The following is a 17,474-nucleotide window of genomic DNA, read 5'->3' on the forward strand; positions in this document are numbered from 1 at the left end:
AGTTTCGCATGACTGAATGCTGTACTGCGATACTACAAGACAGCACAAAGCCGGCGGTCCAGACCGCCGGCTTTTGGGTTTGAACAGTTATTTGTATCGTTACTTACGCTGCTGCAGTGCGAGTACGCAGCCGGGTGAAGCCGTTCTGGATCACCGACCAGAACAGCGCGATTAGCCCGAGGATCATGATGCTGCTGACCAGTGTGTTCGAGAAGAAGATCCCAAGCGATCCCTGTGAGCCCAGCAATGACTGCCGGAAGGCTTCCTCGGCCTTGTCGCCGAGCACGATGGCCAGCACCAGCGGGGCGAGGGGATAGTTACACTTCTTCAGTGCGTAACCGATGATTCCGAATACCAGCATCATCACCACGTCGAAGGTCGAGTTGTGGACGGAGTAGGCTCCGATCGCACAGAGCACCAGGATAAGAGGTGCGATGATGCTGAATGGAACCCGCAGGATCGCTGCGAAGATCGGTACGCAGGTCAGCACGATGATCAGGCCGACGAGGTTGCCGAGATACATCGAGGCGATCAAGCCCCAGACGAACTCCTTCTGCTCGACGAATAGCATCGGGCCAGGCTGTAGGCCCCAGATCAGCAGACCACCAAGAAGCACAGCGGCAGTTGGCGAACCGGGGACGCCGAGCGAGAGCATCGGAAGCAGGGCTGCGGTACCGGCGGCATGCGCGGCCGTTTCCGGAGCGATGACGCCTTCGATCTCGCCCTTGCCGAAATTGTTGCCGTTCTTGGAGACGCGCTTGGCGATCCCGTAACTCATAAAGGACGCGGGTGTCGCGCCTGCGGGCGTAACACCCATCCAGCAACCAATCACGCAGGAGCGCAGTGACGTCATCCAGTATTGCGGCAAGCTCATCCAGGTACGGAGCACGACGCGAAGATCGATCTTCGCCTTGCCGCCCTGGAAGCGCAGTCCTTCCTCCATGGTGAGGAAAATTTCACCGAGGCCGAACAGGCCGATGACTGCGATCAGGAAGTCGAAGCCATTGAGGAGTTCGGTCGAGCCAAACGTGAGTCGCAGTTGTCCCGTGATGGAATCGAGGCCGACGGCGGCGAGGGCGAAGCCGATCATCATCGCCGCAATGGTCTTGAAAGGTGGCTCCTTACTCAGCCCGACGAAACTGCAGAACGCCAGGAAATAGACCGCGAATTTCTCCGCGGGCCCGAATCGTAAGGCGAAGCCTGCGACCAGCGGCGCGACCAGGGTGATCATGACGACAGCGAACAGTGCGCCAACGAAAGAGGAGGTGAAGGCGGCGGTCAGTGCTTCGGCAGCCTTGCCCTGCTGCGCCATCGGATAGCCGTCGAATGTCGTGGCCACCGACCATGGTTCGCCGGGAATGTTGAACAGGATCGAGGTGATCGCACCTCCGAACAATGCGCCCCAATAGATGCAGGACAGCATGATAATGGCCGATGTCGGCGGCATGCTGAAGGTGAGGGGCAGCAGGATCGCAACGCCGTTGGCGCCGCCAAGGCCGGGCAGCACGCCGATGATGACACCAAGCACGATGCCGAGCACCATCACCGCGATGTTGAATGGCTGCAGCGCGACCGCAAAGCCCTGGAACAGATTAGCAATTTCTTCCATTTCGAGTAGTCCTCAGAAAGAGACCGGCAGACGCAACGGAATTAAAGATCGCGGAAATCAGAGACCGAGCAGATCCTCAAGCGGTCCTTTGGGGAGCGGCACGAGAAACCAGCGTTCGAAGATCAGGTAGGTAACGACAGGCATGCCAAGAGAGATAGCGGCGATGATTGGCCACTCATATTTGCCGAGCCAGCGCATGAACCATGCGATGAAGATCATCGACGACACGTAGAGTCCGATGAACGGCAGGACGCCGACATAGATGCCGGTGGGAATGACGACGCTGAAAACCTGGCGCAACTGGCCCCATTCGGCGAAAAGGCTGCCGTCGTCCTCGCGCAGCGTGTTCCAAATATTGACAAGGCTGGAGATGATAATGAACAGCCCGATATAGAACGGAAAGAATCCGGCTTTCGGTCCCTCTGCGCCCCAGTTGATGCCGGCCTTGACGCTGCCATAGACGACAATGGCGCCGAACAGGCCGATGACGGCGGTGACGCCGGCTTCGACCGATTTGTGAGACGGGCCTGCGTTGTGAGATTGCTGCGTGGTCATGGACAACTCTGTGTGAGAGATCAGCGTCGATCAGCGTGTTGCATGCGCCGGACCTGATGTGCGATCAGGTCCGGCGTCATGGTGCCGCGTCAGTTGCCTTGCGCGAGGAAGCCGGCTTCCTTCATCAGGGTCTCGTGGCGCTTCTCTTCGGTGCCAACCCAGCTGGCATATTCACCGCCGGTCATGAAGGTCGTGTTGAAGGCGCCGCTCTTCATCAGGTCCTGCCACTCGGGCGTCGCGCGGACCTTCTTGAACAGCTCGACATAATAATCGATCTGATCCTTCGTCGCTTTCGGTCCCATGAAGATGCCGCGCAGCATCACATATTCGATGTCGAGCCCCTGCGACTTGCAGGTCGGAATGTCCTTCCAGCCCTTGCCGTCGGCGACCTGTTCGTCATAGGCCATCGGCTTGCTGTCGAAGACGCAGAGCGGCCGCACCTTGCCACCGCGCCATTGCGCGACTGCCTCGATCGGATTGTTCACAGTTGAGTCGACGTGCTGACCGACGAGTTGCACTGCGACTTCACCGCCGCCCTTGTAGGGAATGTAGGTGAACTTGCTGCCGATGGCTTTCTCGACCGCGACCGTGATGATCTGGTCTTCCTGCTTGGAGCCCGTACCGCCCATCTTGATCGTGCCGGCCGGTGCGGCCTTCACGGCGTCGATATAGTCCTTTACCGTCTTGTAGGGCTTGTCGGCATTTACCCACAATACGAACTCGTCGAGCGCCAGCATCGCGACCGGGGTGAGATCCTTCCAGTTGAAGGGAATGCCGGTGGCGAGCGGTGTCGTGAACAGGTTCGACAACGTGATGATGATCTTGTGCGGATTGTTGTTCGCCGACTTCACGTCGAGGAAACCTTCACCGCCGGCACCACCCGACTTGTTGATGACGACAAGCGGCTGCTTCATCAGACTGTGCTTGGTGATGATGCCCTGAATGGTGCGCGCCATCTGATCGGCGCCGCCGCCGGTGCCTGCGGGAACGATCAATTCGACGGGGCGCGTCGGCTCCCATGCACCAGATGCCGGGAGAGACGCTCCCAGGCAGAGAATGGATGCAGCGGCGGCCAGCGTGAGACATGAACCTAGGCGTTTCATTGTTTCTCTCCCATTCGTTTTGATAGCGTCGATCGTTCGTCGACTTTGAAATCGTCAGTGCGTGGTCGGGTCTTCCTTCGAATGTCCTGACTGCAGGTGTTCAAACGCGCCCTTGCATGCGCCATATGCGCAGGTCAGACTGTCGAGCATCGAAGCGGCTCGCCTGCAAAAAGGATGAGTGGGTCTGGATCGCTCTGTCATTGCGCATACGGTATCGCGTGCCCGCGAAGGCAGCGCAGCCTTTGTCCTCCCCAGGTATGCTTTCTATTCAGACGTGAAGCATTACCGTTCACGCATTTTGGTATGCGATATGCCAAGCGGCAAGCGATTAGAGCCGTTAAAAGCCGGGGAGGCTGAAATGTCGCAGGGAGCGCGAGACATCGCTGCGATGCAACTACACAAACAAAAAAACGGCCCCGGAAATCCGGGGCCAGTCGTCGGGAGAAACGCAGGGAATTTTGCGCGGGCTGGCCGCGCAAAAGTAGTGAAGTTGCAGCCTTACAGGCCGAAGCGGGGCAGGTCGCCGTTGCGGGCCGAGATGCGTGCGCTGGCCATCAGCGCGCGATCGAGCGAGGCCATGAAGCGAGCGAAGAAGCTGGTGGACGTGGTGAGGTCGAGGGAAGCAGTCTTCGACATGATTTGATCCTTTGCTGGAGGCCGCCCCGTCTTGGCGGCTCATCATCTGGGATCAATTTACGTATACCAGATGCCAAGGACAATTGTCTTGTTTGCATGGCAGCATGAGGATTTTGCAGTGCGATATAGATCGATTTGATTTTCTTATTAAAGTTCCGCCTTGGCACCACAAATGAAAAAGGCCGCCAATCAGCGGCCTTTCGCATCTAATTATATGAAATCGCTGACGAAATTACTCAGCTGCGACCTTCCGCGGCGGATCGAGTGCGCCGGAGTCGTGGATTTCGGCCACCTGATGATCGCTGAAGCCCAGCACTTGCCTGAGGATTTCGTCGGTATGTTCGCCGAGCAGCGGCGAGCGCGTCACTTCAGTGGGGCTGGCCGATAGCTTAATCGGATTACCAACCGACAGATACTTGCCGCGCTCGGGGTGATCGACCTCGACCACGGTGCCGGTGGCGCGGAGCGACTGGTCTTCGGCCAATTCCTTCATGGACAGGATCGGGCCGCAGGGGATGTCATCCTTGTTGAGGATTTCCATCGCCTCGAACTTGGTCTTGGTCATCGTCCACTGTTCGATGCGCGCGAAGATCGCGTTGAGCTTGGGCAGGCGCACCGCCGGCTTGGCATAGGCCGGGTCGGTCTTCCAGGTCGGTTCGCCGATCACGTCGCAGATCTTCTCCCACACCGGCGCCTGAGTGATGAAGTAGATGTAAGCGTTCGGGTCGGTTTCCCAGCCCTTGCACTTCAGGATGCGACCGGGCTGGCCACCGCCGCTGTCGTTGCCGGCACGCGGCACGGCATCGCCGAACGGAATGCCTTCGCCGAACTGGCTGTATTCCTTGAGCGGGCCATGGGCGAGGCGCTGCTGGTCGCGCAGCTTGACGCGCGCGAGATTCAGCACGCCGTCCTGCATCGCGGCGGTGACCTTCTGGCCCTTGCCGGTCTGCGTGCGCTGATACAGCGCGGTGACGATGCCGAGGGCGAGATGCAGGCCAGTGCCGCTATCGCCGATCTGTGCGCCGGTGACGAGTGGCAGGCCGTCGCGGAAGCCGGTGGTGGAAGCTGCGCCGCCGGTGCACTGCGCGACGTTCTCGTAGACCTTGCAGTCCTCATAGGGACCAGGACCAAACCCCTTGATCGAGGCGACGATCATCTTCGGGTTGATCTGCTGAATCTTTTCGAACGGGAAGCCCATGCGGTCGAGCACGCCGGGTCCGAAGTTCTCGACGAGAACATCGCACTCTTTCATCAGCGCGGTGAGGACTTCCTTGCCCTTCGGGTTCTTGGTGTCGAGGGTGATCGAACGCTTGTTGTGGTTCAGCATGGTGAAATACAGGCTGTCCACATTCGGCACGTCCTGCAATTGGCCGCGGGTGATGTCGCCAACGCCGGGGCGTTCGACCTTGATCACATCGGCGCCGAACCATGCCAGCAACTGCGTGCAGGTCGGGCCAGATTGAACGTGGGTGAAGTCCAGAATGCGAACGCCTTTGAGCGCCTGTGTCATTGTTTTGCTCCCGTAAACTAGTTTTGCCGCCTCGGCATATGAGAAAAGGAGACGGGGTCTCGCGACCCCGCCTGATGTGTTATTTCTTCTTGCTGAGCACGCTCTGCGGATTGAGGTTGCCGATACGGCCGCTCTCGCTGCCGGCCGCCGGATCGATCACCGCGTTGATGAGCGTCGGTTTGCCGGAATCCATCGCTGCATTCACGGCGCGCTTGAGTTCGTCGGGCGAGGTTGCGTTCACGCCGATGCCGCCGAAGGCTTCCATCATCTTGTCGTAGCGCGAGCCCTTGACGAAGACCGTCGGCGCCACGTCGGAGCCGCCGGTCGGATTGACGTCGGTGCCGCGATAGATGCCGTCATTGTTGAAGACGACGATGCAGACCGGCAGATTGTAGCGGCAGATCGTCTCCACCTCCATGCCGGAGAAACCGAATGCGCTGTCGCCTTCGATCGCGAGGACCGGCTTGCCGGTCTCGACGGCCGCAGCGATGCAATAACCCATGCCGATGCCCATGATGCCCCAGGTGCCGACATCGATGCGCTTGCGCGGCTGATACATGTCGACGATGCCGCGGGCAAGGTCGAGCGTGTTGGCGCCTTCATTGACGAGCATCGCGTCGGGACGTTCGGCGATGATGGTGCGCAGAACACCAAGCGCGCCGTGGTAATCCATCGGCGAGTTGTTGTTCATCAGCTTCGGCGCCATCTTCGCGACGTTCTCGTCGCGCTTCGTGGTGACTGCTGATGTCCAGTCGGACGATGCCTTCTGCCAGCTCTTGCCCATGCCATCGAGCAGGGCGGTGACGCAGGAGCCGATATCGCCAACGACGGGCGCGACGATCTCGACGTTGGAATCCATTTCCTTCGGCTCGATATCGATCTGGATGAACTTCTTAGGTGCGCTGCCCCAGGCCTTGCCCTTGCCGTGCGACAGCAGCCAGTTGAGGCGTGCGCCGATCAGCATGACGACGTCGCTGTCTTTCAGGACCGTCGAACGTGCAGCACCCGCACACTGCGGATGGGTGTCAGGCAGAAGGCCCTTGGCCATGCTCATGGGCAGGAACGGAATGCCTGAGGTTTCGACCAGCGCCTTCACGGCATCGTCGGCCTGCGCATAAGCGGCGCCTTTGCCGAGAATGATCAGCGGCTTCTTCGCCGATTTCAGCACCTCGAGTGCGCGCTTGATCGAATCCGGGGCAGGGATCTGCGCCGGCGCGGCGTCGATCACCTTCACCAGCGATTTCTTGCCCGCATCGGCATTCATCACCTGACCGAACAGCTTGGCGGGCAGATCGAGATAGACGCCGCCCGGACGGCCGGACACTGCAGCGCGGATCGCGCGGGCGAGACCGATGCCGATGTCGGCCGCGTGCAGCACGCGAAACGCGGCCTTACATAGCGGCTTGGCGATCGCGAGCTGATCCATTTCCTCATAGTCGCCCTGCTGCAGGTCAACGATCTCGCGCTCGGACGAGCCCGAGATCAGGATCATCGGGAAGCAGTTGGTGGTGGCGTGAGCCAGCGCCGTAAGGCCGTTGAGGAAGCCGGGAGCCGACACGGTCAAACAGACGCCGGGCTTCTTGGTGAGATAGCCGGCGATCGATGCGGCATAGCCTGCGGCCTGTTCGTGGCGGAACGAGAGCACGCGGATCCCCTCGGCCTGCGCCATGCGGCCGAAGTCGGTAATCGGAATGCCCGGCACGCCATAGATCGTGTTGAGGCCATTGAGCTTGAGTGCATCGATGATCAGATGGAAGCCATCGGTCAATTCCTGCTCGGCGGCTGCGTTGGTATCGATGCTCTGGACTACTGCGGACATCCCGCTCTCCCTGACTTTTCTTGTGACTGTTGGTCGTTGCTCAATTGGACGTGGTGCGGAGTGGTGAACCGTCGCGAGACGGCGCTTACGTAAACAATTCCTGGCCGTGGGCTTCGACATAAGAAGCCAGACCGAGCGTGTGATCGCGCGCACGCTTCTCGGCGAGCTCGGTGTTGCGCTCCTCGAGCGCTTCGATGATGGCCAGATGCTCGGGCAGGGACGTCGCGGTACGGTCCGTGCGTCCGATCGTCAGCTGACGATAGCCACGCACATGCAGCAGAATATCGTTGGTCATATCGACCAGCACTGGCGACTCGCTGAGCGAGATCAGTGCCTGGTGGAAAGCGATATTCGCTTTCGAATATTCCTCAACGTGGTCCTGAGGCAGACGGTCCTTGTTGAAGTCCTTGAAGAAGTCGCGCAGCGCCGAGATATCTTTCTTGCGCGCGGTGGTCGTGATCAGACGTGCCGCCATGCTTTCCAGCGCCGCCCAGGCGCGGATCATGTCGACGATCTCGACCTTGGTCTTTCTGACAACGACGATGCCGCGGCGTGGCACAGTCTTTACGAAGCCATCCTGCTCCAGCATCGCAATGGCTTCGCGGATAGGTGTGCGGCTGACACCGAGCCGTTCCGACAGAGCGCGCTCATCGAGCATCACCGGATCGGGCGAGGTGTAGATGTCCATCTTAAGAATGGCTTCTTTCAAGGCTTCATAGGCCTTGGTCTTGAAGCTGGTCTCCGGTGCAATCCGAACGATCGCAATATCGGCTTCAGACATGACGGACGGCGCCTTGGTTTGTTTTCGCGTGGGCATGAATCATCTCCAGTCGAGATGTCCTACCACAGAAATAACGTCAAGAATTTTTGGCATACCAGATGCCAGGATGTCAAGATGACAGCTATTTCAGCAATTTTGCGCTGCAACGCGCCTTGACAATCAAGTTTCTGGCATACCAAATGCCATCAATCCGTCTATTGGAAAAGACGTGAAGGAGGAAGCCATGTCCCAATCGAATCTTGCCGTCAAAGAAGCAACACCATCGGCGAAACAGGCCGTCCGCAAAGTTCTCGATGCGGTCAAAGCCGACAAGCGCACCAGCCTGACCGCCCCCGAGGGCAAGCTTGTGTGTGACGCATACGGCATTCCCGTGCCGAAAGAAGGCGTGGCCACCTCAGCCGCTGACGCTGCCAAGATGGCAAGCGGCATGGGCTTCCCGGTCGTGATGAAGATCGTCTCGCCGGACATTCTCCACAAGACCGAAGCGGGCGGTGTCATTGTCGGCGTCAAGACCGCCGAAGACGCGCAGAAAGCTTACGACACCATTCTGGCCAATGCCAAGAAGTACAAGGCCGATGCCAAGATAGAAGGTATCCAGGTTCAGCAGATGCTGATGGGCGGCACCGAAGTGATCATCGGTTCGATCACCGATGGTTCGTTCGGCAAGCTGGTGGCCTTCGGCCTCGGCGGTGTGCTCGTGGAAGTGCTGAAGGACGTCACTTTCCGTCTCGCGCCCGCGACCAATGATGACGCGCTGTCGATGCTCGATGGCATTCAGGCCGCAGAGATGTTGCACGGCGTGCGCGGCGGCGATCCCGCCAACCGCGAGGCGCTGGCCGACATCATCGTCAAGGTATCGCAGCTCGTCAGCGATTTCCCGGAAATGGTCGAACTCGATCTCAACCCGGTCTTCGCCACCAAGAAAGACGCGATTGCCGCCGACGTGCGCATCGTCGTCGACTTCGACTACAAACCGCGCCCCGCGCCGCGCTCCAACGCCGAAATCGTCACGGCGATGAACCGCATCATGATGCCGAAGGCCGTCGCCGTGATCGGCGCTTCCGCCGAAGATGGCAAGATCGGCAATTCGGTGATGAAGAACCTCATCAACGGCGGCTACAAGGGCGACATCTACCCGATCCATCCGAAGGCCGAAGAGATCATGGGCCGCAAGGCTTATAAGAGCGTCAAGGATGTTCCGGGCGTGATCGACACGGCGGTATTCGCGATTCCCGCCAAGTTCGTGGCCGGCGCGCTGATCGAGTGCGGCGAGAAGAAAATTCCGGGCGCGGTGCTGATTCCGTCGGGCTTTGCCGAAGCCAACGAGCCTGCGCTGCAGGAAGAGATTGTCGAAATCGGCAAGAAATATGACGTCCGTCTGATGGGGCCGAATATCTATGGCTTCTATTATACGCCGGCCAATCTCTGCGCGACTTTCTGTACAGCCTATGACGTGAAGGGTTCGGCGGCATTGTCGTCGCAGTCCGGCGGCATCGGTATGGCGATCATCGGCTTCTCGCGCTCCGCCAAGATGGGCGTGTCGGCGATCGTCGGCCTCGGCAACAAGTCGGATATCGATGAGGATGATCTGCTGGCGTTCTTCGAGCAGGATCCCAACACCACGATCATCGCGCAGCACTGCGAGGATCTAAAGGATGGTCGTGCCTTCGCCGAAGCCGCCAAGCGCGTCTCCAAGATCAAGCCGGTTGTCGTACTGAAGGCCGGCCGCACCTCGGCCGGCGCCAAGGCGGCCTCGTCGCATACCGGCGCACTTGCCGGCAACGACAAGATCTATGAGGACGTGCTGAAGCAGTCGGGGGTCATTCGCGCCCGCTCGCTGCGCCAGCTGCTCGAATTCGCCCGTGGCATTCCCGTGCTGCCGACGCCGAAGGGCGAGAACGTGCTGATCATCACCGGTGCCGGTGGTTCGGGCGTGCTGCTCTCTGATGCGGTGGTCGATAACGGCATGTCGCTGATGGCAATGCCGCCGGATCTGGATGCGGCGTTCCGTAAGTTCATCCCGCCATTCGGCGCCGCCGGCAACCCGGTCGACATTACCGGTGGCGAACCGCCGATCACTTACGTCAACACCGTGAAGCTGGGCCTCACCGATGATCGCATCCACTCGCTGATCCTCGGCTACTGGCACACGATCGTGACGCCGCCAATGGTGTTCGCGCGCAACATGGTCGAGATCAAGAACGAGATGAAGGCCAAGGGCATCGAGAAGCCGATGGTGGCTTCGCTCGCGGGCGACGTGGAAGTCGAGGAAGCCGCCGAATATCTCTACCAGAACGGCATTCCGGCTTACGCTTATTCGACCGAACTCCCGGTCGAGGTGCTTGGTGCCAAGTACAAGTGGGCACGCGGAGCGGGCCTGCTGTAAGCAGCTTCGATCTATACACAAAAACAAAGCGCCGTCCGGGAAACCGGGCGGCGCTTTTTTGCGTTTGCGGTTCTGGCTAGACGATCACCGGCTGTTCGGCGACGCCCTCGCGGCCGAAGATGCGCAGATAGCGTTCGATCTCTGCAGGGCTGCTGCCGGTGGTCTTGGCGGGATTGTCCGACAGCTTCACGGCCGAGCGGCCGTTGGCATAGGTGACCTTGCAGACCAGGCTGATCGGGTCGAGTGAATCGAGCCCGCGCGGATGCGCGCCGCGGAAGTCGTTGGTGGCCATGGTGCCCCAGCCGAAGCTCTCGCGGATGCGCCCACGGAAACGCTGATGCAGATCGATCATCAGATCGACTTCGAGACCGTCGCTGAACATCGCGCGCTTCTTGCGCGGATCCTCGCCACGCATGGCGTACCAGGCGATCATCTCTTCGCCCGCCGCAACCGGCTCCTTGCTGTCCATGCGCATGCCGGTCCATTGTGAGGCCCAGGGCGGTGCGTCGCGCAGGAACTGCGTCATGCCGAACGTATCGGGCAGAATGATCAGCAATTCGCCGTCATAGACCTCCTGCCATTTCGCCAGCACGTCATATTGCGCGGTCTTCAGCTGGTCGTCGTTTTCAGCGAGGCAGGCGAACACCATCGGCAGTTCGTGCGAATTGGTGCCGATGGCTTCGAATGAATGCTTGAAGGCGAGCAGGGCGTTTGACGTTCCGACGAAGCTGCGGCCAAGCTCGTTGGCCATCGCGTCCGTCACCCATTCCTGCCACAGGAAGCCGTGGCGGCGACGGGTGCCGAATTCGGCGAGCCGCATGTCCGGATAGGATTTCAGCTTCTTGATCTTGTTCCAGATCTTGGTCTTGGTCTGGGCGTAGAGAATATCCAGCTCGAACTTGTCCAGCGTGGCCATGGCGATCCGCGATCGCAATTCGCTGACGATGGCGAGGGCGTAGATCTCCCACATCGTGACTTCAGCCCAGTCACCTTCGAAGGTGAGGACATATTGACCATCGATGGTCTCAAGCTTGTAGTCAGGCAACCTGAAGCTGCGCAGATATTCGATATATTCAGGACGGAAAATGTCGCGGCGGCCATAGAAGCGGTTGCCGGCCAGCCAGATCAGTTCGTTCTCGCGGAATGAGAGCGTGCGGGCATGATCGAGCTGCGCGCGCAGCACCGCTTCCGGAATGATCTCGGCAAGGCGGACGGTTTTGGTCCGATTGATCAGGCCGAAGGTCACAGGCACCTTCGGATAAAGCATCCAGATGAATTGATGCATCAGGAATTTGTAGAAGTCGGTGTCCAGCAGCGACCGGATGATCGGATCAAGCCGGTAGTTGTGATTGTGGACCCGGGTGGCGAAATCCATCATGGCAACGCCACTCCTGGTAACGTGCCTGATCGTGGCACCTGCACCGAAACGGCAGTGGCCGCATCGCTGACGCTGTCTTTGCAGCAGTTCATTAAATTGGCGTATCCGCCGGGTTTATCGATGTCAACGCAAGCGCTGAACCGCGCTTTCACAATCGAGGATTGTCGTGGCAGCCCAGCGTTTGTCCATCTGTTTTTGGCCTTGATCCTGCATCTGCGGGCATTGCGCAGAATTGTTTGCATGCTTACGATTTCCACCTGCCGGTGGGCGCCCCGAAACGATGAAGGACAGCACCATGAAAGTCGTCGATCTCTCCCACGTCATGAACATCCACACGCCCGGCTGGGTCGGCTATGCCGGCAACAAGATGTATTATGCGCAGAACCTGCAGACGCAGATGATCGTGGCGCAGCGGATCGAGACGGCGCTGCATGCCGGCACCCATTTCGACGGCGCGATGCACGCCACCGACGGGCGCAAGGGCGACATGGCCTCGCTGCCGCTGGACTACCTGTTCAATCGCGGCGTGGTGGTCGACATCTCAAGCCAGATGCATGACTGGGCGGTGATCACGCCGGAGATGCTCGAAAAGTCAGGGGCAGATATTCGCGAAGGTGACATTCTGATCCTGCACACCGGCTGGCACAAATATTACGAAGGTCAGGCGCAGCAGGATCTGGTGAAATACTTCTGCTATCACCCCGGTCCGAACCTCGACACGCTGCACTGGATGCTGGAGAAGAAGATCAAGTGGTTCGGCATGGACACTGGTTCCTGCGACCACTCGATGAACACCTCGATCCGCAACATGCGGCCGGACATAGCGGCGCAATTCACCAAGAAGCACGGCAAGACGCCGGCCGAGTTTTTCGGCACGTTTGAGTATAATCACAAGCTCTCGGGCCGCCACGTGACTGCCGACATGTTTCCGTTCCACAATTACGCGTTCCAGGAAGGCTTGTTGCATGCGGAGAATATCGGCGGCGACATCGAGCTGATGCTGAACCAGCGTTGCCTGATCGGCGCCTTCCCATGGCGCTATGACGGGCTGGAGTCATGCCCGTGTCGTATCCTGTGCTTCACGGATACGGGCGATGCCTCGGTGGAAGCCATGGGGAACGCGGCGAAGGCGATCATGGGGTGATGTAGTTTAGGTCCACACCGTCATGGCCGGGCTTGTCCCGGCCATCCACGTCCGTCTGGACTAGCGGTCAAGTCGTGGATGCCCGGGACAAGCCCGGGCAAGACGTGGAAAGGTCGGTGGATCGTTGTCTAGCGCCTCAGTCTCGCATCTGGCACGTTTGCCTGCAGCGTATTCTGAATCGCCTCGCGGAGCAGGGGATAGTCCGCACGATCCCAGTCCGACATTCGCACGTCCGCCAAAAGCGTCGCCGACTTGCCGAACACAACAATGCGGTCACCCACGGCCATGGCTTCTTCGAGTTGATGCGTGATCAGGATCGCGGTCGATTTGAACTCGCGAGCCAGATCGACGAAGGTCTTGCGGAGCTCGTTGGCGGTGACTTCATCCAACGCGCTGAAGGACTCATCCGCCAGCAGGATCTCCGGCTGTACGGCAAAGGCGCGCGCAATCGCAACACGCTGGCGCATGCCGCCGGAAAGTTCGCGCGGATAGGCATTGGCGAATTTTTCCAATCCCAGCCGTTTCAGCCACGTCAGAGCGCGCTCCTGCTGAACATCTTCGGCGATGCCGGTCAGTTCGAGCGGAAGCTTGACGTTGTCGAGTGCGGAGCGCCACGGAAACAGCCGGTCCTGCTGGAAGATCGTCGCGATCTTGCCGCGGAAGGCGTTGAAGTCGTCATAGGGCGTCTTGCCGCCGATAGTGATGCTGCCGGCGGTGGGATGTTCTAGCCCGATCAACAGATCGAACAGGGTCGATTTTCCACAACCGGTCTTGCCCACGATGGCGATGAGTTCGCCGGGCTCGATCCGCAGCGACAACTGATCGATGGCTGTGATCGACTGGCCGGATGTGGTCTGGCGAAACACCTTGCGCAACTGCGCGATCTCGATGGGCGCTGAAGCTGCCGTCATGCCCGCCACCGCAATACATGTGTTTCGAGCCTGACGAGCAACGCTTCAAGGAAGAACAGCAGCACGACCAGCACGAGCGTCCAGGCAAACACGTCAGCCACCGAGAACAATTCCTGGGCGACCGAGAGCTGATGCCCGATGCCGGTCACTGCGCCGACGAGTTCAGCGATGGTGACGACGCGAATGGCCAGGCTGAGGGTGATCTTCCAGCTCGTGATGATCCCCGGCGTGATCGCCGGGAGCATCAGCTTGTGGAAGAACTGCAGCGGCGTGGGCCGGAAGGAGCGGATCATTTGTTTCAGGTCGCGCGACACCTCGCGCATGTTGTCGAGGGCGTCGACTGTGAAGACCGGCGCGCAGACCACAACCAGCACGAAGACGATGCGGAATTCGACGCCCTTGAACCACAGCACCGCGAACAGGATCCAGGAGACGACCGGTACCGCCATCAGGATCCGCACCATCGGCCGCAGATATTTCTCGATGCTTTCGGACAGATACATCAGCACCGCCACCAGCAGTCCGATGACGAAGGAAACGACCAGTGACAGCAACACACGGCCGAGCGTCACCGCGACGTCGAGCGGGGTGATCTTGTCCAGGCTTTCGGCAATACGGCCAAGGCCCGGGATTGCGAAAGCAGGAATGCCCAACGTCGGCGCCAGATAGGACATGACCTGCCAGACCGCTGCGAAGAGCACGATCGATATGATCGTCTCGCGCGGCAGGCTGGAGATCATCAGGCTTCGCGGTGACCTTTCGAAGATCGGTTCCTCGAATGGCGTGGCAGGTCTCGGCTCGTCAGGGGGCATAGATGATCGCTTCGTCAGGCAGCTTTGGATGGAAGCCGGCGGCGACGGCGCGCTCGAACGTATCCCAGATGCTCTTGCGTTCGGTGGCGTCCCAGGCTGGCTTGGCGTCGAAGTCCCAGCGCTTGGCGAGCACGGCTTCCTTCAGGATGCCGGGCGGCAGCTTCACGGTCTCGACTGCGATCTTGTCGGCACCGTCCGGATCGCTGCGCAGATATTTGGTGACGTCCGCAAGCGCCGCGACGAATTTCTTGGGCGCATCCGGGGCTTTCTTGATGGTATCCTCGCGCATGGCGTAGACCAGCTCCCAGCCGGTGGTGCCCGCAATCTCCTTCCATCCGTCATTGGCGTTGAAGATGATCTTCAGCGACGGATCGTCCTTCATCATCATGGTGGCGATCGGCTCGATGATCATCGCGGCGTCGACGCGGCCGGCGGCAAGCTGCGCACGCGCTACAGCAAAGTTCGCGTTGACCAATGTCATGTCCTTGGCCAGGTCCATCTTTTTGGATTTCGCGTAGATCGACAGGATCTGGAATTGCCCGCTGCCCATATCGGCGGCGAGTTGCTTGCCTTTCAGGTCGGCGAGCGACTTGATGGCCGGGTCCCTGGTGATGATGACGAGATCGGCGAGCGTGGCACCTGTTGCGACGATTTGCAGCGGCACGCCTTCGAGGCGCAGCTTCTGGAAGTAGGTGGGCCCGCCGATCAGCGTGTCGATTTCGCCGGTGGCGAGGCCCGCATAATAAGAGGAGAAGGAAGGGTAGACCTGAACTTCGGCCTCGAAACCGTTCTTGGTATCGAACTTCTGCGCCTTCATGATGTTGATGATGATCGGCGCGAAGACGGGAAGTGTCAGGCTACCCACGCGGATTTTTGTCGGCGCCTGCGCCTGCGAATTTGTTGCGAGCGCGTTGCTCATCAGCGTAGCAGCCGTGCCCATTGTGAAGGCGCGTCGCGAAAGACCGGTCATGACATCTCCTCAAGAAACGTTGTGGCGCGTGGCTTTTCGATCGGTTTATGCGGCGTTGCGATATTTGTTTGTAAGCAAATGATATGCCAAAATTGAATCCACTAAATCCTCTTGCAGTCGTGAAATAACGCTACTAGCATTTCGTTTGTGTGCAAATGAAATCTGCTCTGACTGCAGGAGGCGATGATGCCGCACGTGACGACGCCCGACGGGACGCAACTCTATTATGAGGAAGTCGGCACCGGGAGTCCTGTGGTTTTCGTCCATGAGTATGCGGGGGATTACCGCACCTGGGAGCCCCAGCTTCGTTACTTCTCGCGCTCCTATCGTTGCGTCACCTACAGCCAGCGCGGTTATCCGCCATCGGATGTACCGACCGATCCAGCGCGTTACGGCCAGGATATTGCACGCGATGACGTCATCGCATTGATGGATGCACTGAAAATCGACAAGGCGCATATCGTCGGTCATTCCATGGGCGCATCGACGGCGCTGCATGTTGGCATTCACTATCCGGATCGCTGTTTGTCGGTAACCGCTGCAAGCTGCGGTTACGGCTCCAGTCCCGATCCTGCCTTTGTGGAGCAGGGCCGTGCAGCCTCGCGCGAAACCGCAAAAATGTTCGAGACGGTCGATTTTCCGACCGCTGCAGCGCGCTATGCCGATGGTGCAACGCGTCAGACGCACAAGAACAAGGACCCGCGTGGTTTCGCCGAGTTTGCGCGCATGCTGGCGGATCATTCTCCGGTCGGGCACGCGCTGACCATGCGCGAGCTGCAGGCCAAGCGGCCGATGCTGTGGGAGATGAAGCCGCAACTCGAGACATTCACGCCGCCACTGCTGATCATCGTTGGCGACGAGGACGATTGGTGCCTCGATCCCAGCATCTTTCTCAAGCGTACGGTGCCGACAGCAGGTCTTCTGGTATTGCCGCGTGCCGGCCATACCATCACCAGCGAAGAGCCGGCGGCATTCAATGCGGCGCTGGCTGAGCTCTTCCCGGCGGCCGAGTCCGGTCGCTGGATGTCGCACAAGCCGGCGGCCTGAGCGATGAGCACGCCCGGCGATATCGTCATTGATATTGCGGACGGCATCGCGACGCTGTGTCTGGCCAATCCAGCACGACGTAACGCGATCTCCACGGCGATGTGGAACAAGATCGCCGCCTTTGCCGGCGACGTCGCCACCCGCAAGGATATCCGTGTCGTGGTCATCCGCGGCGATGGCGACTTGATGTTTTCCGCCGGCGCAGACATTTCCGACTTTGCCACGGCTCGATCAGGCGAGGGCAATGCCCGGGCCTATGACGATCTGGTCGAGAATACCTGCCTGGCCATCGAGGCGATCCCGCAGCCGACCATCGGCCTGATCTATGGGGGCTGCATGGGCGCCGGGTCATCCGTTGCTGCGAGTTGCGACATGCGCGTTGCTGCGGATGATGCCTTCTTCGCAGTCCCCGCCGCCAAGCTTGGTCTGGGCTACGATCCGCGCGGTATCGCGCGCTTTATCCGCGTGTTCGGCGCCGGTGCGACGCGACAAGTTCTGTTTACGGCCGATCGTCTGCCTGCCACCCGCGCTCATGCGCTGGGCGCGGTACATGTCATCGCACCGAAGGCTGACGTTGGATCATTGGCCAGCGAGCTTGCCCGGAAGATCGCCGGCAATGCGCCGCTGACGATCAAGGCGGCCAAGGCTGCCATTCGTGCGCTGAGCACGGACAATGCCGAACTCCTGGCTGAAGCCGAGCAGTTCTATGCTGCGGCCGACGCCAGCGCCGACTACGCCGAAGGCCGCAAGGCCTTTGCCGAGAAACGACCCCCGCGTTTTACGGGAAGCTGAACTTATCATTTCCATTTCTGC

General features: G+C 59.8%; 15 protein-coding genes. 4 read left to right on the plus strand and 11 right to left on the minus strand.

Annotated elements, in window-relative coordinates; all coding sequences use genetic code 11:
* Positions 1–103: 103 nt before the first annotated feature.
* The 7 genes from AB7783_RS04675 to AB7783_RS04705 all read right to left on the minus strand — a co-directional run bounded on the left by AB7783_RS04675 (position 104) and on the right by AB7783_RS04705 (position 8,049).
* The gene (locus AB7783_RS04675) at positions 104–1,609 is read right to left on the minus strand and encodes a tripartite tricarboxylate transporter permease (protein ID WP_089267113.1); all 1,506 of its coding nucleotides are present in this window, start codon (positions 1,607–1,609) and stop codon (positions 104–106) included.
* 57 nt (positions 1,610–1,666) lie between these two features.
* On the minus strand, positions 1,667–2,164 hold the full coding sequence (locus tag AB7783_RS04680) for a tripartite tricarboxylate transporter TctB family protein (RefSeq protein ID WP_441276989.1): 498 nt from the start codon (positions 2,162–2,164) through the stop codon (positions 1,667–1,669).
* An 89-nt stretch (positions 2,165–2,253) separates the two neighbouring features.
* A complete protein-coding gene (locus AB7783_RS04685; protein WP_441276990.1) occupies positions 2,254–3,267 on the minus strand; it encodes a Bug family tripartite tricarboxylate transporter substrate binding protein in 1,014 nt (337 codons plus the stop codon).
* A gap of 498 nt (positions 3,268–3,765) precedes the next feature.
* Positions 3,766–3,903 (minus strand): hypothetical protein, encoded by a 138-nt coding sequence (locus AB7783_RS04690; RefSeq protein WP_170849697.1) that lies wholly within the window; start codon positions 3,901–3,903, stop codon positions 3,766–3,768.
* Between the two features lie 232 nt (positions 3,904–4,135).
* The gene (gene frc / locus AB7783_RS04695; protein WP_068730531.1) at positions 4,136–5,413 is read right to left on the minus strand and encodes a formyl-CoA transferase; all 1,278 of its coding nucleotides are present in this window, start codon (positions 5,411–5,413) and stop codon (positions 4,136–4,138) included.
* Positions 5,414–5,492: 79 nt separating this feature from the next.
* Positions 5,493–7,232 (minus strand): oxalyl-CoA decarboxylase, encoded by a 1,740-nt coding sequence (oxc, locus tag AB7783_RS04700; protein ID WP_089267117.1) that lies wholly within the window; start codon positions 7,230–7,232, stop codon positions 5,493–5,495.
* An 85-nt stretch (positions 7,233–7,317) separates the two neighbouring features.
* Complete coding sequence (locus AB7783_RS04705) at positions 7,318–8,049, minus strand: GntR family transcriptional regulator (RefSeq protein WP_068730533.1); 732 nt, start codon at positions 8,047–8,049, stop codon at positions 7,318–7,320.
* Between the two features lie 187 nt (positions 8,050–8,236).
* Between AB7783_RS04705 and AB7783_RS04710 the strand changes: the two genes are divergently transcribed.
* The gene (locus tag AB7783_RS04710; protein ID WP_093759141.1) at positions 8,237–10,399 is read left to right on the plus strand and encodes an acetate--CoA ligase family protein; all 2,163 of its coding nucleotides are present in this window, start codon (positions 8,237–8,239) and stop codon (positions 10,397–10,399) included.
* 76 nt (positions 10,400–10,475) lie between these two features.
* On the opposite strand, the gene pncB is transcribed toward AB7783_RS04710, so the two are convergent.
* On the minus strand, positions 10,476–11,777 hold the full coding sequence (pncB, locus tag AB7783_RS04715; protein WP_089267118.1) for a nicotinate phosphoribosyltransferase: 1,302 nt from the start codon (positions 11,775–11,777) through the stop codon (positions 10,476–10,478).
* A 295-nt stretch (positions 11,778–12,072) separates the two neighbouring features.
* On the opposite strand from pncB, the gene AB7783_RS04720 reads away from it, so the two are divergent.
* A complete protein-coding gene (locus tag AB7783_RS04720) occupies positions 12,073–12,921 on the plus strand; it encodes a cyclase family protein (protein ID WP_170849696.1) in 849 nt (282 codons plus the stop codon).
* Positions 12,922–13,049: 128 nt separating this feature from the next.
* Here the strand turns inward: AB7783_RS04720 and AB7783_RS04725 are convergent, their stop codons facing one another.
* From AB7783_RS04725 to AB7783_RS04735, 3 genes are all read right to left on the minus strand, one after another.
* Positions 13,050–13,832, minus strand: coding sequence for an ABC transporter ATP-binding protein (locus tag AB7783_RS04725; protein ID WP_441276991.1), 783 nt, complete (start codon positions 13,830–13,832; stop codon positions 13,050–13,052).
* A complete protein-coding gene (locus tag AB7783_RS04730) occupies positions 13,829–14,572 on the minus strand; it encodes an ABC transporter permease (RefSeq protein WP_441276992.1) in 744 nt (247 codons plus the stop codon). The genes AB7783_RS04725 and AB7783_RS04730 overlap by 4 nt, the downstream gene beginning before the upstream one ends.
* 61 nt (positions 14,573–14,633) lie before the next feature.
* Positions 14,634–15,614 (minus strand): ABC transporter substrate-binding protein, encoded by a 981-nt coding sequence (locus tag AB7783_RS04735; RefSeq protein ID WP_441276993.1) that lies wholly within the window; start codon positions 15,612–15,614, stop codon positions 14,634–14,636.
* 186 nt (positions 15,615–15,800) lie between these two features.
* Here AB7783_RS04735 and AB7783_RS04740 point away from each other — a divergent pair, with 186 nt between their 5' ends.
* Both AB7783_RS04740 and AB7783_RS04745 read left to right on the plus strand, forming a co-directional pair.
* Positions 15,801–16,661: an alpha/beta fold hydrolase gene (locus AB7783_RS04740; RefSeq protein WP_089267317.1), complete on the plus strand. Its 861-nt coding sequence runs from the start codon at positions 15,801–15,803 to the stop codon at positions 16,659–16,661.
* A gap of 3 nt (positions 16,662–16,664) precedes the next feature.
* Positions 16,665–17,453, plus strand: a complete 789-nt coding sequence (locus AB7783_RS04745; RefSeq protein WP_441276994.1) for an enoyl-CoA hydratase-related protein — start codon at positions 16,665–16,667, stop codon at positions 17,451–17,453.
* The last annotated feature ends 21 nt before the right edge of the window (positions 17,454–17,474 follow it).

It is taken from the genome of Tardiphaga sp. 172_B4_N1_3 (assembly GCF_052076035.1).
In the GTDB taxonomy this organism is placed as follows: domain Bacteria; phylum Pseudomonadota; class Alphaproteobacteria; order Rhizobiales; family Xanthobacteraceae; genus Tardiphaga; species Tardiphaga robiniae.